The organism is Neisseria sp. HMSC31F04 (assembly GCF_001807735.1).
Lineage (GTDB): Bacteria > Pseudomonadota > Gammaproteobacteria > Burkholderiales > Neisseriaceae > Neisseria > Neisseria elongata.
Window position 1 is genome coordinate 93,951 of record NZ_KV790793.1, and the last position, 22,805, is coordinate 116,755.

Here is a 22,805-nt window from a genome sequence, read left to right on the forward strand (position 1 = left end):
GTTTTCAGACGGCCTTATAATCCCGTTTATTTCCATTAGCCGAAAGACCGCGCCGTGAACACCGCCGAACTGTTTGCCCATGTCCGCCGCCATTCCCGCTTTCTCGCCCGCTGCCTCGACAGCAACACGCTGGACCTGAACCTGCTGGCCGACTGGACGGCGCGGCAGTTGTCCGAAGACGACTTCCGCCACTTCGCCGACTGGCAGGCGTTGCGGGAAAACGAAGATGAAGCCGGTTTGGCGCGGCAGCTCAGGATATTGCGGCGGCACGTCGTCGCCCAAATCATTGTCCGCGACCTGAACGGATTGAGCGGTTTGGACGAAGTAACCCAAACCATTACCCGTTTTGCCGATTTCTCCGTCAATACCGCGTTGGACTATGCCTACGGCTACTACGTCGGGCTTTACGGCACGCCCACGGGCCGCCACAGCGGCGAAGCCCAGTTTCTCACCGTCGTCGCCATGGGCAAGGCGGGCGGCGGCGAGTTGAACGTCTCGTCCGACATCGATCTGATTTTCACCTATCCCGAAGGCGGCGCGACAAACGGGCGGCGCGAGCGCGACAATCAGGAATTTTTCACCAAAGTCGGGCAAAAACTGATTGCCCTGCTAAACGACATCACTCCCGATGGCCAAGTATTCCGCGTCGATATGCGCCTGCGCCCCGACGGCGACGCGGGCGCGCTGGTGTGGAGTGAAGCCGCACTCGAACAATACCTCATCACCCACGGCCGCGAATGGGAACGCTACGCATGGTGCAAAGGCCGCGTCATTACGCCCGGCGCAAACGACATCGCCGCCATCGTCCGGCCATTCGTGTTCCGCAAATATCTCGACTACAACGCCTACGAAGCCATGCGCGGCCTGCACCGCCAAATCCGCGCCGAAGTCGGTAAAAAAGGCATGGAAGACAACATCAAACTCGGTGCGGGCGGCATACGCGAAATCGAATTCATCGCCCAAATCTTCCAAATGATACGCGCAGGCCGTCTGAAAACCCTGCAACTGAAAGGCACGCAGGAAACCCTGCGCCAACTTGCCGTTCAAAACATTATTCCCGCCCATACCGCTGACACCCTGCTCGAAGCCTACCGCTTCCTGCGCCAACTCGAACACCGCCTGCAATACTGGGACGACCTGCAAACCCAAACCCTGCCGCAAGATGGCGTACAGCGGCAACTCTTGGCCGAAAGCATGGGTTATAACGACTACGAAGCCTTTTCAGACGGCCTGAACGCGCACCGCGCCGTCGTTACCGCCGAATTCGACAACATCCTTTCCGAGCCCGAAGAGCAGCCTGCCGCCCGCTTTGCCGCCCTGTGGCCCGAGCCTGCCGAAGAACACATCCCCCTGTTGCAACAGGCGGGATTCGAAGCCGAAGACACCATACGTCGCCTGCACGCCCTAAGGCTGAGCACGCGCTACCGCAGCCTGTCGCCGCGCAGCCAGCCCCGTTTCGACGCACTTATGCCCCAAATCATCCAGGCCGCCGCCGACACACGCCGTCCGACCGAAACCCTGTCCCGCCTGACCGACTTTCTCGAAACCGTTAGCCGCCGCCCGTCCTATCTCGCCTTCCTGCTCGAATACCCCAACGAACTCACCCGCGTGGCCGAACTCATGAGCCAAAGCGCGTGGATAGCCGCCTACCTGCAACAACACCCCATCCTGCTGGACGAACTCCTGAGCGCGCAGCTGACCGACAACCGACCCGACTGGCCGCAGCAGCAAACCGAACTGGCCGCCGCACTGGCCGCCTGCGACGATGCCGAAGCCAAAATGGACACCCTGCGCCACTTCCACCACGCCCACACCTTCCGTCTGGCCGTACAAGACCTGTCCGGCAGATGGACGGTTGAAGCCGTCAGCGACCAACTCTCCCATCTGGCCGACATCATACTCAACCAGACCCTGCAACACACATGGCAACAGATGCCGAAAAAACACCGCGACGAACCCGCCTTCGCCATCATCGGCTACGGCAAACTCGGCGGCAAAGAACTCGGCTACACATCCGACTTGGATTTGGTCTACCTGTTTGACGACCCCGACCAAGAGGCAGGGCAGACCTACGCCCGACTGTCTAACCGCCTGACCACATGGCTGTCCGGCAGCACCGCCGCCGGCACACTCTACGACATCGACCTGCGCCTGCGCCCCAACGGCGACGACGGCTTCCCCGTCCACAGCACCGCCGCCTTCGACAAATACCAGCACGAAAACGCATGGACATGGGAACACCAATCCCTGACCCGCGCCCGCTTCGTCTGCGGCGACCCCGACATCGGCCGCCAATTCGAAGACACCCGCCGCCGCATACTCCGCCTCCGCCGCGACCCCGACACCCTGCGGCGGGAAATACTCGCCATGCGCGAAAAAATCACCGCCGCCCATCCCCCGCTGCCCACCGACATCAAATACGCGCGCGGCGGCATCGTCGATGTCGAATTCATCGTCCAATACCTGATACTCGCCCACGCCGCCGACTGCCCCGCACTCATGGACAACACCGGCAACATCGCCCTGCTCGAAACCGCCGCCGAACACGACTTAATCGACCCCGCGCTGGCCGGACGCGCCCGCCGCGCCTACCGCCATTACCGCGCCTGCCAGCACGACACCAAACTGCGCGACACCGCCGTTGCCGAAAACGACGAAGAACTGGCGGCGCACTACCAAACCGTGCGCGAATTGTGGCGGCAGGTATTCGGCGAAGAAGCCGGCGGCTGACCGACAGATGGCGGCTTGAAAGAGGAATGCCCCATTCACCGTTTATCCCTTTTGTGTGGGCGGGAAAATGGGCCGGTAGGTATTGAACGTGATGATTCGGCAACATCCGTCCGAATCCGATATTTGTCCCGCCAGACCGAACCAGGCCGTTTGAAAATAGGAAATGACCGTTTAACTGCATTATTTAAAAACCGAAATCCCATACGCATTTTTATCGGACTTCCCCCTTTTCAGACGGCCTTTTATCTCCATATCATAAACACCCCCCAACCAACCCTTCAGGAGACCATCATGCAAATCAACACCGGCGCGATTATCAACGGCGAATTTGCCGACCGTTTCGGCAAACGCGGCAGCCAATTCAGCCCGAACGGCATGCCGACCTACTCCATCCCGTTCGACATTAGCGACGCGCCCGCCGGCACGCAATCCTTCGCCGTCGTATTGGAAGACAAAGATGCGATTACCGCCAGCGGCTTCGTCTGGACGCACTGGCTGATTGCCGACCTGCAACGCACTTCCGTCGCCGAAAACGAAAGCTTGCGCGCTACCGACTACGTTCAAGGGGCGAACAGCTGGGCGAGCGTGCTGGGCAAACTCGACATCGAAGAAGCCTCCTGCTACGGCGGCATGGCACCACCCAACTGCCGCCACCGTTACGAACTGATTGTCTATGCCCTCGACACCAAACTGAACCTGCCGCGCGGGTTCCGCTTCAACGACCTGCACTTCGCCATGCAGGGGCACATCCTCGCCAGTGCCGGCGTGATGGGTACTTACGACGTGTAAATCCGTACAATATACAAAAAAGCCGTCTGAAAATCTGTCTTTTCAGACGGCCTGTTTTAAGGACTCCCGATGTTTTCCAAACTCAAAAATTTCTTCGACAACCAACCGCCGTCTCCGCCTGAAACACCGCCCAATCCCCTGTACGCCATGCTTGCCGCCGATACGGCGGCCATGGAAGCGGGTAAAAAAACAAGCAAAATCCGCGCTGCATGGAAAAAGCATTTTGAGACTTATTCCGTAGCGGCATGCCTGCCCTATTTTTACGATTTCTTGCTGGAAAACATTGATGCCGCACTGGCAGGCCATCTGAAAGACGGAACAGGGCTGCACAAATTCGCTGAAGCGCTTGCCAGCGATAAATTCTTCCATACTGTAGACCGTTGTTGCAGTAAATCTGAACAGGAAGCTGATCAAACCATTTCCTCATATGCTTCGGCAATCTGCGCGCGCATCGATGCCGTACTAGAACGCGAATGGCCTGCTGAAATGCAAACCGGCGCGTGGCTTGCCGAAGTGTTCCGTCTGTTTTTTTATCATGCTGCCGCCAATAATCATGCCACCAGGATTGCTGCCGCACCGTGGGTCGTGCCGTTTCTGCGGCGTTGGCCTGAGCTGGGGGACAGATTGATTTTGAGCGCGCTTGACGATTGGGGCGATGTGTCTGCATTATCGGAATACCTGATGATTGAAGCCCAAAATGCCCGTCAACAGTCGCGTCCTGCAGGCGGATTATGGAACGATATGATGGGTATCTATGCAGACAAACGCAGTAATGTTTACCGACAGGCGGAACAGCTTTTAACTGCGCTCACTATCGACGGCAAAATATCGGTGGATAAACGGGAGGCCTTGCTTTGTGCTGCCTTGGATACCTTGAATCTTGTGCCCGATAAAACCGACAGCCGTAAAGAAGCACATATCTGCATCCGCCGAGACCTTGTTACGCGACACTGCCTGAAATTGTTGGCTGACAGCCTGCCGGGCAGTCCCGCCGCCGAAACTATCCGTACACTTCTGTCGGAAGCGGAAAGTTCGCCTAAAGCTGTCGGCACGTACAATTTGAACCAGATACCCAGCGTACCGTTTGCCGATATCGGCCTGAAAATCGCCGTGATTGACGAGTTGATGTACCGGCGGGACTTGCTTAAGCCACGCCTGCTGCTGGACACTTTTATCAAAGAATATGAAGGTCGGCGGATAGACACAGAAGCCGCCGGTTATGCCGTTATCCCTGAAATCCTTGAATATTTCAAGCGGTTGGACATCCCGCAGCATCTGTTAAACGAAGTAGGCGAACTCTATATGACGGCAGCTTGGACGGCGGTTCGGCGCTTTACGAAGAAATGTTTCCCTTTTTCGATCCCGGTTGCGGCGACGAACTTTTGCCCATCGGCAAACAGGCCGTTGCCGATTTGGCATACTTGCCGAACCTGCGACGCATCATAGGGTTGGAAAACTGCAATCCGCCGCCGGAATTGATACATGCCTTGCAAGAAGCGGGCGTAGAAATCATAGCGCAAGAGTAGCGGCAAATAACGGAAGGCCGTCTGAAAACCCTATTTCAGGTTTTCAGACGGCCTTTCATGTTTGCTGCCTTTTATTCAGTACACCAGCGGCAGCGAAACCGTTTTATGGTCGCGGGCGGAGAGGTAGGCGGCGATAATCAGTTCCAGCGATTTCAGACCTTCGCGCCCGTCGGTAACAGGCTCGGCTCGGCCGCGCAGTACGTCGATGACGTTTTTGTAATACAGCGGGTGGCCGAAACCGTACACCGAAGTGGTTTCGTAGTTGGCGGTTTTAATTTGTTCGTCGTAATCGCGTTCGTCGGCGAAGTTCCATTCCTGAATTTCGTTCACCGCCATGCCGCCGATGCGTACCGTGCCGGTTTCGCCCAGAATGCTAATCGAGCCTTCAAGGTTTTTCGGGTAGGTGCACATGGTAACGGCCATCGAGCCGAGCGCGCCGTTGCGCCAGAGGATGTTCATCACGCCGGTATCTTCGGCTTCGATGTCGCGGTGGGTGGAAATCATCGCCTGCACGTCTTCGACCGGGCCGATGAGCCATTCCATCAAATCGACGTAGTGGCTGGCCTGGTTCATGAACGCGCCGCCGTCAAACTCCCAAGTGCCGCGCCAACCGTTGCCTTGGTCGTAATACGACTGCGGGCGTGTCCAGAAGACGTTTAAATGCACCATGCAGATTTTGCCGAAGCGTTTTTCCGTTACCGCGCGTTTGAGCAGTTGCAGCGTGGCGTTCAGGCGGTTTTGTTTCACCACGAACAAGCGTTTGCCGGCTTTGTCGGCGGTTTGGACCATGCGTTCGCCGTCGTGCAGGCGGGTGGCCATCGGTTTTTCGGTAACGACGTGAAAACCGGCTTCCAATGCCTGTACTGCCTGCTCGGGGTGCAGGCCGGACGGAGTGGTGATGACGATTACGTCGGCATCGGTTTCGGCCAGCATTTCCGCGTAGCGGGCATAAGCTTTTGCACCGGTGCGTTTGACCGCCGCTTCAAGCGCGGCGGGATCGGTGTCGCACACGGCAACGAGTTCGCACTCGTCTTGCAGCGATTCGAACGAGCCGAAATGGTTGTTGGAAATGCGGCCGCAGCCGACTAGGGCAAATTTGATTTTGCGGTTTGAGATGGTTTCGAACATTTTCAGACGGCCTCTTATGCTTTAACGATGTTGTCGTGCTTGCCCGAATATTTGCCGCGCGTATCGACAATCAGTTTGGCGTGTTGTTTCAGCAGATCGTAATCGAATTTGTCGTGGTCGGTGGTCAGCACCACGCAGTCGTAAGAGGCGATGCTCTCGGCGGTCAGCGGCACGCTTTTCAGGTCGAATTTGTGTTCGCGCATTTTCGGGAACACGGGCACATGCGGGTCGGAATAGGATATTTCCGCACCGAGGTCGCGCAAGAGTTCCATCACTTCCACCGACGGACTTTCGCGCATGTCGTCTACGTTTTTCTTATAGGCGATGCCCAATACCAACACTTTGCTGCCCTTAATCGAACGTTGGTGGTCGTTTAACGCCAGCGCGGTTTTATTGACCACATATTCGGGCATGGAAGAGTTCACTTCGCCGGCAAGTTCGATAAAGCGGGTGTTCACGCCGTATTCGCGCGCTTTCCAAGTCAGGTAGAACGGGTCGATGGGGATGCAGTGCCCGCCCAAGCCCGGGCCGGGATAGTAGGCGACGAAGCCGAACGGTTTGGTGGCGGCGGCGGCGATGACTTCGTGGATGTCGATGTCCATTTTATCGGCGACGATTTTCATCTCGTTCACCAAGCCGATATTGACCGCGCGGTGGATGTTTTCCAGAAGTTTGGTCAGTTCGGCAGCTTTGGTGGAGCTGACGGGGACGACTTTGTCGATGGCGGGCTGATACAGCGCCAAGCCGACTTCCAAACAGGCCGGTGTGTGGCCGCCGATGACTTTCGGAATGGTGCGGGTTTCGAAATCGGGGTTGCCCGGGTCTTCGCGTTCGGGCGAGTAAACGAGGAATACGTTTTCGCCGACTTTCAAACCGCCTTCTTCCACGCGCGGCAGCAGCTCTTCTTCGGTCGTGCCCGGATAGGTGGTGGATTCCAGCGACAAGACCTGGCCCGCGCGCAGATACGGTTTTACCGCGTCGGTGGTGTCGATGACGAAACTCATGTCCGGTTCGCGGTATTTGTTCAGCGGGGTCGGCACGCACAAAATCACGGCTTCCGCTTCGCCGATGCGGGAGAAGTCGGTGGTGGCTTCGAAACCGGCGGCGCGGGCGGCGGCGATTTTGTCGGCCGTGATGTGTTCGATATAGGTTTCGCCCTTGTTCAGCTTATTGACCTTTTCGGCGTCGATGTCGAAACCCAGTACCTTGAAGCCGGTTTCGGCGTAGCGCAGCATCAGCGGCAGGCCGACGTAGCCCAGGCCGACGATGCCGATTGTGGCGGTTTTGTCGCGGAATTTGCCGATGGCGGATTGTTTGATTTCGGATGCTTGCATAGCGGATGCCTTTTTACTTCTTAAAAGCCGTTTTCAGACGGCCCGTCGAACGGTTGAGGCCGTCTGAAAAGCGCGCCCGGCCCGTTTCAGACGGCCTCGGTAGGGGATAAAACGGAAACGGCGGATTGTACTCCATTTTGTTTTCAGACGGCCTCAATTAGGGGAGGTCGTCTGAAAAAACGGTTTATGCTGTGGCTTCTGCCAATACGGCTTCGATGTGTTCTTTGCAGAACGCGATTTCGTCGTCGGTCAGCGTCGGATGCACCAAGAACATCAGGCTGGTGTCGCCCAGTTCGACGGCGTTTTTCAGCTGCTCTTTGGGTCGCCACGGTGTGTTGTCGAAGGCTTTTTCCAAATAGACTTCGGAGCAGCTGCCTTGATAACATGGGACTTTGCGCGCGTTCAGTTCGTTGACGATGCGGTCGCGCGTCCAGCCTTCTTTGAGGTGTTCGGGTTTGACGAAGGCGTAGAACTTGTATTGCGCGTGTTCGATGTAGTCGGCGACTTCAACCAAGCGGATGCTTTTGAATTTGCCTAGGCTTTCTGCCAGCTTGGCGGCGTGCGCTTGGCGGCGAGCCGTCCATTCAGGCATACGTTTGAGCTGGATGCGGCCGATGGCTGCCTGCATTTCCATCATGCGCCAGTTGGTGCCGAAGCTTTCGTGCAGCCAGCGGAATCCAGGGGCGTGTTCGCGGTGGTACACGGCATCATAGCTTTTTCCGTGGTCTTTGTACGACCACATTTTGCGCCACAGCTCTTTGTCGTTGGTGGTGACCATGCCGCCTTCGCCGCCGGTGGTCATGATTTTGTCTTGGCAGAACGACCATGCGCCGACGTGTCCGATGCTGCCGACGGATTTGCCTTTGTATTTCGCGCCGTGCGCTTGGGCGCAGTCTTCGATCACCCACAAATCATGTTCTTTTGCCAAGTCCATGATGCCGTCCATTTCGGCGGGCATGCCGGCAAGGTGGACGACGATGATGGCTTTGGTATTCGGCGTCAGCGCGGCTTTGATGGTTTCTGCGCTAATGTTTTGGCTGTTTAAATCCACATCGGCAAACACGGGGTTTGCACCTGCGGTAACGATGCAGGAAGCGGAGGCGAGGAAGGTGCGCGAGGTAACGATGACGTCGTCGCCTGCGTCTATGCCCATTGCTTTAAGCGCGACATCGAGTGCCAGCGTGCCGTTGGCGACGGCGACGGCGTATTGCGTGCCGGTAAAGGCGGCGAATTCTTTTTCAAATTCGCGACATTCGCTGCCGGTCCAATAATTGACTTTGTTTGACAATAGAACGCGGGAAACGGCATCGGCTTCTTCTTGGGTGAAGCTCGGCCACGGGGAGAGGGCGGTGTTGAGCATGACGGGCTTTCCAGCCGTCTGAAAACCGTTCAGACGGCCTTTAATCGAAAAACGAAACGGCGGATTGTAGCTTTTCAGACGGCCTGTTTGAATACGGCGGCGGATTTATTTTTGCCCGCCCGCTTATTCGGACTTAGCCGCCAAAGTGTTTTCAGACGGCCTGATTAAGGTTTTGGCCGGATTGCCGACGACGGTCAGGCCGTCTGAAACATCGGATACCACCGCCGCGCCCGCGCCGACAATGACGTTGGCACCGATTTTGATTTGCTGGCGGGTACACGCGCCTATGCCTATCCAAGAACCGCCGCCGATTTGCGTGCCGCCCGCCAGGTGCGCGCCGGGGCTGATGTGGACGAAGCCGCCCAGAATGCAGTCGTGATCGACCGTGGCGGCGGTATTGACGATTGCGCCGTCGCCGATGCGGCAGCACGGCTGGATGACGGCTTGTGCGAAGATTACGCTGCCTGCACCGATTTCGACATCGGGCGCGATGACGGCAGTCGGATGAATGATAACGGGCAGGGTGAAGCCCAGCGCGGCAAAACGGCGGCAGAGGCGTTCGCGGACGGCGTTGCTGCCGACGGCTACGGCCAAATCGTATTCGGCGGGTAAAACGCTCATGCCCGCCAGCCCTGTGCAGCCGATGACGGGCAGGCCGAGTATTTTCCCTTCCGCTTCGTCGTCGAGAAAGACGATTTCCATCCAGCGGGCGGCGGCCAGTGCGGTGGCGGCAACGACCTTGCCGTGGCCGCCCGCACCGATGATGGCGAGTTTTTTATGTGCTTTCTGCATGAATTCCCTTGTGTCTTATGCGTCGTCGTTGCCGGTGAATTTGGCGGCGGTGGCTTCGCCTTCGCTGTTGATGCCGCTGCGGTCTAAGACTTTTTTAACCGTTAAAAACAGGATTTTGATGTCCAGAAGTAGGGAGCGGTTTTCGACATACCATACGTCGAGGCGGAATTTTTCCGGCCACGAGATGGCGTTGCGGCCGTTTACCTGCGCCCAGCCGGTGATGCCGGGGCGCACGAGGTGGCGGCGGCGTTGTTCGGCGTTGTAAAGCGGCAGGTATTCCATCAGCAGCGGGCGGGGGCCGACGAGGCTCATGTCGCCCTTCAATACGTTCCACAGTTCGGGCAGTTCGTCCAGGCTGGCGGCGCGCAGTTTGCGTCCGAAGGGTGTGAGGCGTTCGGCATCGGGCAGGGGGCGGCCGTTTTCGTCCGCCGCGTCGCGCATGGTGCGGAATTTGTACATCACGAAGGGGATGCCGCCGCGTCCGGGGCGGACTTGGCGGAACAGGACGGGCGTGCCGAGTTTGCGCCGTATCTGCCAGGCGAGCAGCATCAGGACGGGCGACAGCAGGACGAGTGCGGCGGCGGCGATGATGATGTCGAGCAGGCGTTTGACGGGGTCGGTCATGGTTTTCAGATGGCCTTTATTCGGCTTTCGCAGGGTTGCCGGTCAGTGCTTCCATGCACAGTTCGTATTCGGCTTTGCCCGTATCGCGTGCGAAGATTGCATGGTCGGATTTCGGGACCGCGTTTAAAGCCGATTGCGGCAAACGGTATATTCCGCGGGCGACACGGGCGATTTGCCGTTCGACGAAGGCGCGGGTGGCGTCGTTTTGGGCAACCACCATGTAGCGTTCGGTCATTTTTTCCATTGCCTGCCCGATGTCCGTACCGGCCAGCCTTTCGCCCATGGCGGTTTGCGCCATCAGGCCGGTGAGGATGCATCTGTCTTGGACGGAGGCTTCCCGAGGCTCTGCGGATGCGGCGGAAAAAGCGGCGGCAAAAAGTATGGCGGCGGCGTATTTTGATGTGTTCATTGGTATTCCTCGGTTTGACAAAAGGCCGCCTGAAGCTTTTTCAGACGGCCTTCATCGCTTATTCGGCCATGTTTTTCATGCAGACTTCCATTTCGGCCCTGCCGGCTTCCATGGCCAGTTCCTCGTATTCTGCCGGTTTTACTTTTAAGCCGGCTTGTTTGGCTTCTTTCAGGATGACTTCGGTTTTTTTCAGTGCGTATTTGATTTGTTCGCCCATGATTCCGGACAGGTTTTTGTCATCCGCAAAGGGTTTGAGGTATTTGGCCTCCAGTTTTTTCTGTATGGCCGGGCGTTTTTCGCCTTTCAGGCCGGACAGCATGGAGTCGTATGCCATATTGGCGGCTGCGTTGCAGAAGGCTTCGATGCCTTGCTGTTTGTCGTTTTCAGCCGGTGCGGCAAAGGTGGCGGAGGCGGCCAGCAGCAGGACGGCGGTGAGGGTGGCTTTGGTATTCATGTTTTTCCTTTTCGGTGGGTATCGTGTTTACGGGGGTAGGTGGGTTGCCTCGCATTGCAGGCCGTCTGAAGGGTGGGATTTTCGGTTTCAGACGGCCTGATTGGCGGATTCTATCAGTTTGACATTGCGGCTTCCATGCATAGTTGGAATTCGCCTTTGCCGACTTCTTCGGCTATGTATTTGTAATCCGATTTTTCCAAGTTCGGGTTCAGCTTGGATTGGTAGATTGAGCCGGTCAGGCGTGTGACGGTTTCTTGAACCATTTCGCGGGCTTTGACGTGTTTGGCCGCAGGCATGAAGCGTTTCAGCAGTCTTTTTTCGGCTTGTTCGCGTTTTTCGCCGTTCAGTCTGGCCAATACGGCATCATGGGCGATGGTGGCGGAAAGTTTGCAGAAGGTGGTTGCCGCTTCGGAGGCTTGTGTTGTTTCGGCGGTTTGCGCCGGTTCGGCGGCGAAGGCGGGAGCGGTTAAAACGGCGGCCAAAACGATGGCGGCGGTGCGGGTTTTCATGGGAAGTCCTTTTTGGGTTTGTGATGCCGTGTGTGCGGCGGAAAGTGCGGTAATTTACACGAAGCCTTCTATCATGGCAATGATGCGGCGGTAGGCCGTGTCGCGGTCGAAGCGGCGGGCGATTTCGTCGCGTTGCACGGGGGCTTGGCGGTTGTGCGTCAGGCGGCGGTAGGCGGCGGCGAAGTCCGCGCCGTTGCCCGAGCGGTAGTGTTCGTGCGGCAGCAGGTTCAGAAGCCGGTGTACTTCGGGGTTTTGCTGGCTGTTGAGGATGGGTTTTTGCAGTGCCATGTAGTCGGACAGTTTGTTGGTGACGGACTGCATGGCGTAGCTGTGGATGGGGTTTACCGCGATGTCGCAGCCTTTGGCCAGCGACATCATTTCGCGGTAGGGCAGGTAGCCGTGGAAGATGATGCCGCCGTCTGAAAATTTTTGTTGCAGACGGGCGAGGTCGGGGCCGCCGCCGCAGATGTGCAGTTCTACCGTTTCGCCCGCCGCTTCGAGCAGGCGCACGCCTTGGCAGACGGTTTCGACGTCGTAGCTGTGGCTGAGGGTGCCGAGGTAGAACAGGCGGGTTTTGCGTTCGGCGAAGCGGTGCGGCGGGATGGCGGCGATTTCGCCGAAGTCGGCGCCGATGTAGACGGTTTCGGCGGGTACGTCGGGATTGGCGGCGCGGGCGCGGGCAAGGTAGCTGTCGGAGACGGCGATCAGGCCGTCAGCGCAGGCATAGGCGCGGTCGGCGCGGCGGGCGAAGGGCAGGCGGCGCGGCGGGAGTTTTTTGATGAAGGGCAAAACGGCGGAGAAGGATTCGGGCCATACGTCTTGCACGTCGGTAATCAGTTTGAAGCCCAGCCGCGCTTTGTGTTGCCCCAGCAGGATGTTGCTGCCCATCAGCGGGTAGGCGGAATAGACGACGTCCTGCGAATACGGCGGGCAGTTTTGCAGCCAGCGTTCGAGATTTTTGACGAAGGTGCGGTGGCTTTTCAGGCGGGCGGGGGAAACGTTTTTACGGTAGCCATCTTCGGCCAGCAGCATGACTTTCAGACGGCCTTCCGATGCGGCGGCCGCGTCTTCGGGGCGGCGGAAGGTTTTGTCGTGGTGGCGGAAATTGCTGGTAATCAGCAAAACGTCGTGCTGTTCGGCCAGCCGTTCGGCCAGATAGCGGAAACGGTTGAAGTAGGGTTCGTTCGGCAGCGAGCAGAAAGGGGCGACGATGGTGATGTTCATGGTGCGGGAGGCCGTCTGAAAAGGGGGGTATTGTAAGGGAGGCGGTTTTATCCGCAAAGTGTGCGGAAGGCCGTTTGAAAAACAGTTTGCCGCCATGCGGCGGGCGGCGGTCGGGCGGGGTGGTTTCAGGATGGTTTTCTGCCGCCGGTGCAGGTTCCGCATGTCGGTTTGCCGAGCGTGTGCGCTTCGGCAAGCCGCGGCCGCAGGCTTATGTTTTTGTTGGGCGCGGTTTTGCGGATGAGGCCGTCTGAAAGCGCGGTTTGGTTGGATAAAACGGTTTTTCAGACGGCCTTACAGTGCGTAGGCGGCCATGGTCGTGCGGTAAATTTCATCGTCCGAGCACAGGCGGGTAACGCGTTCGTGCAGGGCGTTGCCGAAGGTTTGCCGCAGTTCGGGCGAGCGGACGAGTTGCTCCAGCGCGTCGGCCAGCGCGGTTTGGTCGTGCAGCGGGGTGCAGAAACCGGTTTTGCCGTTTTCCACCATTTCGGCAATGCCTGCTACGTCGTAGCCGGCGACGGCGGTGCGGTACAGCCCGGCTTCCAAAATATTGTTGCCCACGCCCGCGCCGTGGTCGCCCGCGCAGTCCAAGGTGTTCACCAGGATATCGGTGTCGGCGAAATAGGCGTTCAAATCCCGCACCGCGCCGAGGAAGGAAACTTTGTCGGCAATGCCCAGCCGTCCGGCCTGCGCTTCTAGGGCGGGGCGTTCTTCGCCCGTGCCCGCGATGTGCAGCCGGACGGGCAGGCCGCGTTGCAGCAGGGTGTGGAAAACGTCTATCGTCAGGTGGACGGCGCGTACTTTGTCCAAGCGCGACAATGTGCCGAGCATAACGAAACCGCGCGGCGTTTTGGCGGAAACGGCGGGGGCGGGCGGCAGGGCGTTGTAGGTGTAGGCGGTGCGTCCGGCGGGAAAGCCGTGGCGGATGAGTTTCTGCTGTTCGTGGCGGCAGTTGGCGATGATGTATACGCCGAGTTTGGCAAACAGGCGGGCGATTTTGGGATAGGTTTCGGGGTTCAGGCCGCGCGCGTGGTAGAAAACCTTGCTGCGCGGCGAGCAGATTTTGGCCGCTATCGCGCAGGCGGGGACGATGCGCGCCATCTGGCAGTGGACGATGTCGGGGCGTTCGCGGCGCAGCAGGTGGGCGAAAGACAGGGCGGCGCGCAGGTAGCCGGTGCGGCCGCCGCCGTAAAAGTCGATGTTTTGCCAACGCATGCCTGCGGCTTGTGCATCGGAGACCAGCGGGCCGTCGGATGCGGCCAGCAATACGTCGTGTCCGTGCCGTGCCAGCAGGCTGCCGAGGCGCAGGCTGGCGGTTTCGGTGCCGCCCAGTCCGCCCATGGAGGTGGCCAGTATGATTTTCATGGGTGTTCCGTGTGTTTGAAGGCCGTCTGAAAGAAAGGTTTGCGGTTATAGCAGGCCGTTTGTCCGACGGCAATCGGTATTTGCGGTTCTGTCCGGCGGCTGATGCGGAAAGGCCGTCTGAAAATGCGGGTGGTGCTTTTCAGACGGCCTCGGACGGTGTGCGTGCGTCAGGCGCGGTTGCGGACGGCGTCGGCCAGCAGGGCGAGCATTTCTTCGGTGGTGTCCCAGCCGATGCAGGCATCGGTGATGCTTTGGCCGTAGGTTTCGGGTTTGTCCTGACGGCCTTCGACGAGGTGGCTTTCCACCATCACGCCCATGATGTTTTGTTCGCCGTTGCGGATTTGCGCCGCCACGTCCTGAGCGACTTCCATTTGGCGGGTGTAGTCTTTGCGGCTGTTGGCGTGGCTGCAGTCTACCATCAGGCGGGGGCTGACTCCGGCTTTGGTCAGTTGGGAAACGGCATCTCGGACGTGTTCCGCGCTGTAGTTCGGCTCTTTGCCGCCGCGCAGGATGACGTGGCAGTCGGGGTTGCCCGCGGTGTGGACGATGGCGGAGTGTCCGGCTTTGGTAACGGAGAGGAAGTGGTGCGGGTGTGAGGCCGCGCCGATGGCGTCGATGGCGATTTTGAGGTTGCCGTCGGTGCCGTTTTTGAAGCCGACGGGGCAGGACAGGCCGCTGGCCAGTTCGCGGTGCACCTGGCTTTCCGTGGTGCGCGCGCCGATGGCACCCCAGGAGATGAGGTCGGCGTAATACTGCGGGGTAATCATGTCGAGGAATTCGGTGGAGGCCGGCATGCCGAGGTTGTTCAGGTCCAACAGCAGGCGGCGGGCTTGGCGCAGGCCGAAGTTGATGTCGAAGGTACCGTCCAGATAGGGGTCGTTAATGAGGCCTTTCCAGCCGACGGTGGTACGCGGTTTTTCAAAATAAACGCGCATGACGATGAGCAGCTCTTTTTCGTATTTTTGACGCAGGGGCAGCAGGCGGCGGGCGTATTCGAGGGCGGCTTTGGGGTCGTGGATGGAGCAGGGGCCGATAACGGCGAGCAGGCGTTTGTCGCGGCCGTGGATGAGGTCGGCGATTTGGTTGCGGGTGCTTTCGACGAGTTCGGCCGCCCTGTCGTCCAGCGGCAGTTCGTAGAGGTGGGCGATGGGGGGCAGCAGTTCGTCTATGCCGTTGATGCGGATGTCGTCGGTTTTGTTCATGCGGTTCATGGCTGTGTCCGTTGTCGCGTTGTTTTTGTCAGGCGGGAAGGATAGCCGCCCATGCAGGGGCTTGGCAAGATGGAATTTGCGGTTTTGTGTTATTAAATTGCTTAATTTTCTGTTTTCGGCGTTGTTTGTTATTTGATGCGCCGTTTTGTGTGGTTTTATGGCATTTTGTTTTCTCGGTTGTAGTGGAGAAGCCGTCTGAAAAGCCGCTCTGGCTTCGCGGAAACGCCGTTTTCCGGCCGAAACGGGGTTTTCTGTTTTCAAGATGCAGAAGCGGGACTTTCAGACGGCCTGCCGGTTTCCGGCTCAGGGGCGGTATTGCGGCGAGACGCCGTTGGGCAGGAGCTGCCAGACGTAGCCTGTGTGTTTCATTTTGCCGGCGACGCGTCCGGCTTCGTCGCCGTAGCCCCAGAAGTAGTCCACGCGCACCGCGCCTTTGATGGCGCTGCCGGTATCCTGCGCCATAATCAGGCGGTTGAGGCCGTGGCGGGTTTCGGGGTGGGTGGTGGCGACGAAGAGGGGTGCGCCGAGCGTGATGTGGTGGCGGTCTACCGCGCCCGCGTATTCGCCCATCAGGGGTGTGCCGAGCGCGCCGATGGGGCCGTCGCTGTTGTCGTCGAGGGTGCGGAAGAAGACATAGCTGGGGTTTTGCCCCAATACTTCGGCCAGTTTTTGTGGGTTCTGCTGCATATAGGCTTTGATGCCCTGCATGGTGGTCTGCGCCAGCGGGAGGTAGCCGCGGTCGGCCATGTAGCGGCCGATGGAGACGTAGGGGTATTCGTTTTTGTCGGCAAACCCGAGGCGGATGTATTTGCCGGACGGGGTTTTCAGACGGCCGGAACCTTGTATTTGGAGGAAGAAGAGTTCGACGGGGTCGTCGGCATAGCCGAGTATCGGTGCTTTGCCGTTCAGCGCGCCGCCGTTGATTTCGTTGCGGGTATGGTAGGGGATGAAGCTGCCGCCGACAAAGCGGCCTTTGAGGGCTTTGGTGCGCTCGGTGATGGGGAATGCGGCGAGGTTGGCGGTGTGGGTGCCGTCGGCGGCGATGCGGCCCGTGTTCTGTCCGGTTTGGCGCACGCGGACGGTAGCTTTGCTGCCGCGCAGGTTGGCGGGCAGGTCTACCGAGACGAAGTCGTAGGGGATGCCGTAAACGGGGAAGCGGGCGCGGGAGGAGGCGCGGGCGTCGCCGTGGAGGACGGGTTCGTAATAGCCGGTTACCGTGCCGCCGAGTTGGCCGTTTTCGCTGACCTGCCAGGGGGTGAAGTATTGTTCGAAGAAGCTGCGGGCGGCGTGGTTGTTGCGTTGGGTTTGCGCGGCCTGCGTACAGACGGCCTGCCAGCCGGGTTGGTTTTGCAGTTTTTCGCAGCCTTTCAGGAAGGATTCGAGGCTTTTGGCGAAATGTTGGTGGGACCATTGCGGCAGTGCGGCGTAGTCGACGGCGGTGTAGGACGCGCTGCTGCCCGCCGGGCGGACGGTCGTACCGGCGGCGGCGCGCTGTCCTGCGGGCTGCGGGGTGCGGTAGGTGTTGACCGGTTGCACGGTGTTGCCGGCGGGAGTCAAGGCGGGGTGGGGTTTTTTGGCTGTGCAGGCGGCCAGTGCGGCGGCAGACAGTAGGATGCAGAGGCGTAAAACTTTTTGATTCATGAATGATGATGCCAAGAGGCCGTCTGAAAGCGGAAACTTCCTTTCAGACGGCCTGAAATACGGAGGAATTGCAAACGCGGGCACTATATCACAGTCTGGGCATCCGTGTGCCGGGGCGGGACGGGCGGGCGTTAAAACAGCTTGGCGACTTCAGCGGCGATGTCGTCGGCACGCATGAAGGTTTCGCCGATGAGGAAGGTGTGCACGCCGTGTTTCCGCATCAATTCGACGTCGGCTTTGTTGCGGATGCCGCTTTCGGCCACGACGATGCTGCCGTCCAAACGGGGCAGCAGGCGCAGGGTTTGGTCGAAGCTGACTTCAAACGTGCGCAGGTTGCGGTTGTTGACGCCGCGCAGGGAGGTGGTGAGGTGGGCGCATTTTTCCAATTCGCTTTCGTCGTGCAACTCCAGCAATACGTCCATGCCTAATTGGTGCGCGGTTTGTTCGAAATGTTCGAGTTGTCCCGCTTCCAGTGCGGCGGCAATCAGCAGCACGGCATCCGCACCCCAGGCGCGCGCCTGGTAAATCTGATATTCGTCGATGATGAAGTCTTTGCGCAATACGGGCAGCGAACAGGCGGCTTTGGCCTGTTTCAGGTATTCGGGCGCGCCTTGGAAGTATTGTTCGTCGGTCAATACCGACAGGCAGGCCGCGCCGCCGCGTTGGTAGTCGGCGGCATGGGCGGCGGGCTCGAAATCGGGGCGTATCAGTCCTTTGGACGGGCTGGCCTTTTTGATTTCGGCAATCACGGCGGGCAGCCCTGCGGCGTGTTTGGCGCGGATGGCGGCGATAAAGCCGCGCGGCGCTTCGGCTTGTTCGGCTTGGCGGCGGAGTGTTTCCAATGGGACGGCGGCCTTGGCGGCGGCGACTTCTTCGGTTTTGGTGGCGAGGATTTTTTGCAGGATGTCGGTCATGGTGTTTGCCTGAATGCGAGTTTGAACGGGATATGCGGCGGATTATAGCAGGCCGTCTGAAAGGATTAGGGTCTGTCGATAATTACTTTTCCATGCGGGTTTTTGCCCAAAAAGCGGCAAATTCGAGGCGGAAACCGCAGTCGGGCCGGATATTTTGTGAGAATTTTCAGCACGGAAAATGTCGCTTTGGGTGAAAGTGGGCGGAAAACGGCAGTTGCCAAAGACGCTAGGCTCCGTCTGCTTTATCAAGGTAAACGAAGGTTTCGCCGAGAAAGTCCGCCAATACGGAAACGTGCGACTGTTCTGGATGGCGGACGGCGGTCAGCAGGCGGACTTCGCCGTGCGCTTTTTCCAGTTCGAGTAGCCGTGAAACGGACTGCCGTGCTTTCCCGCCGCTTAGTTCTTCATGATAACGGGCGGCGAAGGCGGCGAAGTTTTCCTCCGGATTTTCGTGATAGAAACGGCGCAGGGTGGTGCTGGGGGCGATGTCTTTCAGCCATTCGACGGCGGCGAATGTTTCTTTGGTGATGCCGCGCGGATAGAGGCGGTCGATGAAGACGGCGCAAAGGCCGGATTCGGGGTGGAAGGCATAGATGCGTTGGACGGTAAACACGGGCGTATCCTCGGTTTGGCAACCCGGGCCGTCTGAAGGACGGGATGTTTCAGACGGCCTGTAGCTGCAATGTAAAGTTTTCTCAATTTCTTTGCAGTATATTACAATCGCGCCTTTTCCGTCGTATGTCCGCCGCATGGGCGACGGCCGGTTCTACTTAGGAGTTCGGAATTTATGATTGAGACGATACATGAATGGGTCAATAAGATTAACGGCGAATTGGGCGTTTATCTGATTTTCCTGCTGTTGGGTACGGGGCTGTTTTTCACTTTGGCCACCGGTTTTGTCCAAATCCGCCTGTTCGGCCGCAGCATCCGCGAAATGCTGGGCGGGCGTAAGGCGGTCGATGATCCGCACGGCATCACGCCGTTTCAGGCTTTCGTGACCGGATTGGCCAGCCGCGTGGGCGTGGGCAATATCGCCGGTGTGGCCATTGCTATTCATTTGGGCGGGCCGGGTGCGGTGTTTTGGATGTGGGTAACCGCCATCATCGGTATGAGCTCTGCCTTTGCCGAGTCGTCGCTGGCGCAGCTTTTCAAAGTCCGCGACCACAAAAACGGCCACTTCCGCGGCGGCCCTGCTTATTACATCCGTCAGGGTTTGGGGCAGAACTGGATGGCGGTGCTGTTTTCCGTCAGCCTGATTTTCTGCTTCGGTTTGGTTTATAACGCCGTGCAGTCCAATACCATCGCGGTGGCGGCCAAAGGGTCGTGGAGCTGGGATAGAGATGCGGTCGGCGTGGCCTTGGTCATCCTTTCCGCGCCGATTATTTTCGGCGGCATCCGCCGCGTTTCGCGCATCGCAGAAGGGCTGGTGCCGATTATGGCGGTTTTGTACCTGTTAATGGCGTTGTATGTCATGGCGATGAATATCAGTGCCGTGCCGGCCGTGTTCGGCCAGATTTTCGGCAATGCCTTCCGTTTTGACGCGGCCGGAGGCGGCCTGCTCGGCGGCCTGATTTCGCAAACCATGCTCAACGGCATCAAGCGTGGCCTGTATTCCAACGAGGCCGGACAGGGTTCCGCCCCGAACGCCGCCGCAGCAGCCGATGTGAAGCACCCGGTGTCGCAGGGCATGATTCAGATGTTGGGCGTGTTCGTCGATACCATCATTGTTTGTTCATGCACCGCGTTTATCGTGCTTGCTTCAGGCGCGTCTTACGAAACCTTGAGCGGCGTGGAACTGACGCAGACCGCGATTGTCAGCCAGGTCGGCAACTGGGGTGCGGACTTCCTGACCGCCATCCTGTTCATGTTCGCCTTCTCCACCATCATCGGCAACTACGCCTATGCGGAATCGAACATGCAGTTCATCAACAACCACTGGCTGACAATCGCCGTCTTCCGCATGGCCGTGTTGGGCATGGTGTATTTCGGCGCAGTGGCCGAAGTGCCGGTGGTGTGGGATATGGCGGACTTGACCATGACCACGATGGCGTTGATCAACTTGGTCGCCATCCTGTTGCTGTCGCCGCTGGTGTTCCTGTTGCTGAAAGATTATTCGGCCAAACTCAGAATGGGCAAAGACCCGGAATTCAAGCTGTCCGAACATCCGAGCCTGAAGCGGAAAATCAAATCGGATATTTGGTAATCCGCAGTTGAAGGAAACGGAAAGGCCGTCTGAAACCGTATTTCGGGTTTTCAGACGGCCTTTGGTTATTTGAGGCGGTTGTGTTTGCCGCTCAGGTATATCGGCAGTATCCACAGCAGGCAGCCGTACATCACCAACATGCTGACGGTAAAGAAAACGTGCTGCCGGTGCGTCATCGGCTCCCTTTTCAGCCATTCGCGCATATCGGGCCGGCTTCCTATAAAACGGCAGGCCGTCTGAAAAGCGGAAAAAGTTTTTTCAGACGGCCTGCAAGCCCTTACCTTTACAGCGTGGTATCCAATGCGGCTGAAATATCCGCCCAAATATCTTCCACGTCTTCGATGCCGATGGAGAAGCGCAGCAGGCCGACCTTGATGCCGAGCTGCATCTTCACATCGTGCGGCACGCCGCTGTGCGACTGGCTGTAACAGTGGTTCACCAAACTTTCCACGCCGCCCAGGCTGGAAGCCATCGTAACCAGCTTCATGTTTTTAATTACGCTGTTTGCGGCTTCGCGGCTGTCGTTTTTCAGATACAGCGTAACCACGCCGCCGCAGCCTTTGGCCATCTGCCGTTGCGCCAGCGCGTGATGTTCGTGCGACGGCAGGCCGGGGTAGAACACTTTTTCCACGGCGGGGTGGTTTTCCAGGCGGCGGGCGATTTCCAGCGCGTTTTCGCAGTGCCGCCGCATCCGCAGGGCAAGGGTTTTAATTCCGCGCAACACCAGCGCGCAATCCATGGGGCCGGCCACGCCGCCGGTGTTCACCATCATGTTTTGCATGGGTTTGGCCAGCTTTTCGTCTTTCACGACGACCACGCCCATCAAAACGTCCGAGTGGCCGCACAAATATTTGGTGGCCGAATGGAAAACGATGTCGCAGCCCATGTCCAGCGGCTGTTGTAGATACGGCGTGGCAAAAGTGTTGTCTATGCCGGCCAGCGCGCCTACCGCCTTGGCCTTGGCCGCCAGCGCGGCGATGTCCACCAGCCGCAAAAGCGGGTTGGACGGTGTTTCCAGCCAAACGAGCTTCACGTTTTGATTTTCCGCCAGCGCGCGGTCGAGGTTGGCGGGGTCGGTCAAATCGGCAAACACGACGTTCACCCCCCAAGGCGCGTAAACTTCGGTCAGCAAATCGTAGCTGCCGCCGTAGATGTCGCAGACGGCGACGACGGTGTCGCCCGGCCGCAAAAAAGTGCGGAACACGCAGTCTATGCCCGCCATGCCGCTGCCGAAGGCAAAGCCCGCCGCGCCGTGCTCCAGCGCGGCCACCGTGTCTTCCAGCACCTTGCGCGTCGGATTGCTCAAACGGGCGTAGCGGAAGGGAATCTGTTCGCCGATTTCCTTCATGGCGAACATCGAATTTTGATAAATCGGCGGCATGATGGCGCGGTTGTGTTCGTCGGGGTTGTAGGCGGTGTGGATGGCTTGGGTGTCGAAACGGTATTTCATCTCTGTCTTCCGATGGTTTGACGGGAAACGGGATTGTAGGCCGTCTGAAAAACGGCGGCAACACGCCAAAGCCGTCTGAAAGCGGTTTTCAGACGGCCTCAAACGGCTATCAAACAATAGACATTCCCAATCCGCATTGCCGCCACGCGGCTGCGGATATATACTCGCGCATTTCTCAAACACGCACGCCCTTTAAGGAATAACAACGCATGAACGCCATCGCCGATGTGCAGAGCAGTAAAGATTTACGCAACATGCCGATTAACCAAGTCGGCATCAAAGACCTACGCTTCCCCCTGCAAATCACCACCGCCTCCGGCACCCAGTCCACCGTTGCCCGGCTCACCATGACCGTCCGCCTGCCCGCAGAACAAAAAGGCACGCACATGTCGCGCTTCGTCGCCCTGATGGAAGACCGCCGCCGCGAACTCGATTACGGCGAACTGAAAGACCTCACCCAGCGCATGTTGGAGCTGCTGGATTCCGATGCGGGAAAAATCAGCATCGCGTTTCCGTTTTTCCGCCAGAAAACCGCACCCGTATCAGGCATCCGCTCGCTGTTGGATTACGACGTTACCCTCTGCGGCGAAGTGGCCGGCGGCGGATACCGCCACAGCCTCAAAGTGCTGGTACCCGTTACCTCGCTCTGCCCGTGCTCGAAGGAAATTTCGCAATACGGCGCGCACAACCAGCGTTCGCACGTTACCGTATCGCTGGTGTGCCGCGAAAACGTATCGGTGGAAGAGGTTATCGACATTGTTGAAAACCAAGCCTCCTGCCAACTTTACGGCCTCTTGAAACGTCCCGACGAAAAATACGTCACCGAACGCGCCTATGAAAACCCGAAATTCGTCGAAGACATGGTGCGCGACGTGGCCGTCGCCCTGCGCGGCGACGACAGGATAGAATCCTTTACAGTGGAAAGCGAAAATTTCGAAAGCATCCACAACCACTCGGCTTACGCCTATATCGCCTACCCTTGAGGTTTCCCGACAGAAAGGCCGTCTGAAAGCATGTTTCAGACGGCCTTTCAAAATCACGGCGGTATCGTAAACATCATCCGCCCGCATACCGTTTGGCCGGATGGTAAAAGACAGTTTGATTATTTATAGTGGATTAAAATAAAAATGAGACAAGGCGGCAAC

The 22,805-nt window shown here is 58.4% G+C and carries 21 protein-coding genes and 1 pseudogene; 6 read left to right on the forward strand and 16 right to left on the reverse strand.

The genetic code is table 11. The annotated features are described in order from the left end of the window. The first annotated feature begins 54 nt into the window (after nt 1-54). From glnE to HMPREF3107_RS12785, 4 genes and pseudogenes are all read left to right on the forward strand, one after another. Nucleotides 55-2,730, forward strand: a complete 2,676-nt coding sequence (gene glnE / locus HMPREF3107_RS04830; protein WP_070454035.1) for a bifunctional [glutamate--ammonia ligase]-adenylyl-L-tyrosine phosphorylase/[glutamate--ammonia-ligase] adenylyltransferase — start codon at nt 55-57, stop codon at nt 2,728-2,730. Nucleotides 2,731-3,021: 291 nt separating this feature from the next. Continuing rightward, nucleotides 3,022-3,519 carry a YbhB/YbcL family Raf kinase inhibitor-like protein gene (locus HMPREF3107_RS04835; RefSeq protein ID WP_003771821.1) on the forward strand — a complete coding sequence of 166 codons (498 nt, stop codon included), beginning with the start codon at nt 3,022-3,024 and terminating at the stop codon, nt 3,517-3,519. 744 nt (nt 3,520-4,263) lie between these two features. Continuing rightward, a pseudogene (locus HMPREF3107_RS12780) lies at nt 4,264-4,809 on the forward strand (hypothetical protein); the annotation flags it as partial. Between the two features lie 53 nt (nt 4,810-4,862). After that, nucleotides 4,863-5,045, forward strand: a complete 183-nt coding sequence (locus HMPREF3107_RS12785; RefSeq protein ID WP_371327475.1) for a hypothetical protein — start codon at nt 4,863-4,865, stop codon at nt 5,043-5,045. Between the two features lie 75 nt (nt 5,046-5,120). On the opposite strand, the gene HMPREF3107_RS04845 is transcribed toward HMPREF3107_RS12785, so the two are convergent. The 14 genes from HMPREF3107_RS04845 to HMPREF3107_RS04910 form a co-directional block, all read right to left on the reverse strand. Next, nucleotides 5,121-6,173, reverse strand: coding sequence for a Gfo/Idh/MocA family protein (locus tag HMPREF3107_RS04845; protein WP_070454040.1), 1,053 nt, complete (start codon nt 6,171-6,173; stop codon nt 5,121-5,123). Nucleotides 6,174-6,187: 14 nt separating this feature from the next. Then, on the reverse strand, nt 6,188-7,507 hold the full coding sequence (locus HMPREF3107_RS04850; RefSeq protein WP_210391392.1) for a nucleotide sugar dehydrogenase: 1,320 nt from the start codon (nt 7,505-7,507) through the stop codon (nt 6,188-6,190). A 184-nt stretch (nt 7,508-7,691) separates the two neighbouring features. Then, nucleotides 7,692-8,867 (reverse strand): DegT/DnrJ/EryC1/StrS family aminotransferase, encoded by a 1,176-nt coding sequence (locus tag HMPREF3107_RS04855; RefSeq protein WP_070454042.1) that lies wholly within the window; start codon nt 8,865-8,867, stop codon nt 7,692-7,694. A gap of 123 nt (nt 8,868-8,990) precedes the next feature. After that, nucleotides 8,991-9,659 carry an acetyltransferase gene (locus tag HMPREF3107_RS04860; RefSeq protein WP_070454044.1) on the reverse strand — a complete coding sequence of 223 codons (669 nt, stop codon included), beginning with the start codon at nt 9,657-9,659 and terminating at the stop codon, nt 8,991-8,993. Between the two features lie 15 nt (nt 9,660-9,674). Further along, the gene (locus HMPREF3107_RS04865) at nt 9,675-10,283 is read right to left on the reverse strand and encodes a sugar transferase (protein WP_070454047.1); all 609 of its coding nucleotides are present in this window, start codon (nt 10,281-10,283) and stop codon (nt 9,675-9,677) included. A 16-nt stretch (nt 10,284-10,299) separates the two neighbouring features. After that, on the reverse strand, nt 10,300-10,692 hold the full coding sequence (locus HMPREF3107_RS04870) for a hypothetical protein (RefSeq protein WP_070454048.1): 393 nt from the start codon (nt 10,690-10,692) through the stop codon (nt 10,300-10,302). Nucleotides 10,693-10,750: 58 nt separating this feature from the next. Then, entirely contained in the window at nt 10,751-11,146 is a 396-nt protein-coding gene (locus tag HMPREF3107_RS04875) for a hypothetical protein (protein WP_070454051.1), read from the reverse strand. A 113-nt stretch (nt 11,147-11,259) separates the two neighbouring features. Beyond that, a complete protein-coding gene (locus HMPREF3107_RS04880; protein ID WP_003771788.1) occupies nt 11,260-11,655 on the reverse strand; it encodes a hypothetical protein in 396 nt (131 codons plus the stop codon). 54 nt (nt 11,656-11,709) lie between these two features. After that, on the reverse strand, nt 11,710-12,879 hold the full coding sequence (locus HMPREF3107_RS04885) for a glycosyltransferase (RefSeq protein ID WP_049251678.1): 1,170 nt from the start codon (nt 12,877-12,879) through the stop codon (nt 11,710-11,712). Nucleotides 12,880-13,170: 291 nt separating this feature from the next. Next, the gene (locus HMPREF3107_RS04890) at nt 13,171-14,241 is read right to left on the reverse strand and encodes a glycosyltransferase (RefSeq protein WP_070454052.1); all 1,071 of its coding nucleotides are present in this window, start codon (nt 14,239-14,241) and stop codon (nt 13,171-13,173) included. A gap of 167 nt (nt 14,242-14,408) precedes the next feature. Next, on the reverse strand, nt 14,409-15,452 hold the full coding sequence (aroG, locus tag HMPREF3107_RS04895) for a 3-deoxy-7-phosphoheptulonate synthase AroG (protein WP_070454054.1): 1,044 nt from the start codon (nt 15,450-15,452) through the stop codon (nt 14,409-14,411). 303 nt (nt 15,453-15,755) lie between these two features. Further along, complete coding sequence (locus HMPREF3107_RS04900; protein ID WP_070454056.1) at nt 15,756-17,093, reverse strand: murein transglycosylase A; 1,338 nt, start codon at nt 17,091-17,093, stop codon at nt 15,756-15,758. A 131-nt stretch (nt 17,094-17,224) separates the two neighbouring features. Further along, the gene (trpC, locus tag HMPREF3107_RS04905; RefSeq protein WP_070454057.1) at nt 17,225-18,007 is read right to left on the reverse strand and encodes an indole-3-glycerol phosphate synthase TrpC; all 783 of its coding nucleotides are present in this window, start codon (nt 18,005-18,007) and stop codon (nt 17,225-17,227) included. 226 nt (nt 18,008-18,233) lie between these two features. After that, nucleotides 18,234-18,758: a DUF488 domain-containing protein gene (locus HMPREF3107_RS04910; RefSeq protein ID WP_246828591.1), complete on the reverse strand. Its 525-nt coding sequence runs from the start codon at nt 18,756-18,758 to the stop codon at nt 18,234-18,236. A gap of 36 nt (nt 18,759-18,794) precedes the next feature. Between HMPREF3107_RS04910 and HMPREF3107_RS04915 the strand changes: the two genes are divergently transcribed. After that, nucleotides 18,795-20,210, forward strand: coding sequence for an alanine/glycine:cation symporter family protein (locus HMPREF3107_RS04915; RefSeq protein ID WP_070454059.1), 1,416 nt, complete (start codon nt 18,795-18,797; stop codon nt 20,208-20,210). Between the two features lie 65 nt (nt 20,211-20,275). Here the strand turns inward: HMPREF3107_RS04915 and HMPREF3107_RS12085 are convergent, their stop codons facing one another. Together HMPREF3107_RS12085 and HMPREF3107_RS04920 are read right to left on the reverse strand one after the other, a co-directional pair. Then, on the reverse strand, nt 20,276-20,413 hold the full coding sequence (locus HMPREF3107_RS12085; protein WP_168160517.1) for a hypothetical protein: 138 nt from the start codon (nt 20,411-20,413) through the stop codon (nt 20,276-20,278). Between the two features lie 80 nt (nt 20,414-20,493). Continuing rightward, nucleotides 20,494-21,660, reverse strand: coding sequence for a trans-sulfuration enzyme family protein (locus HMPREF3107_RS04920; protein WP_070454061.1), 1,167 nt, complete (start codon nt 21,658-21,660; stop codon nt 20,494-20,496). A gap of 209 nt (nt 21,661-21,869) precedes the next feature. Between HMPREF3107_RS04920 and folE2 the strand changes: the two genes are divergently transcribed. Continuing rightward, nucleotides 21,870-22,643 carry a GTP cyclohydrolase FolE2 gene (gene folE2, locus HMPREF3107_RS04925; RefSeq protein WP_049250380.1) on the forward strand — a complete coding sequence of 258 codons (774 nt, stop codon included), beginning with the start codon at nt 21,870-21,872 and terminating at the stop codon, nt 22,641-22,643. Nucleotides 22,644-22,805 lie beyond the last annotated feature (162 nt).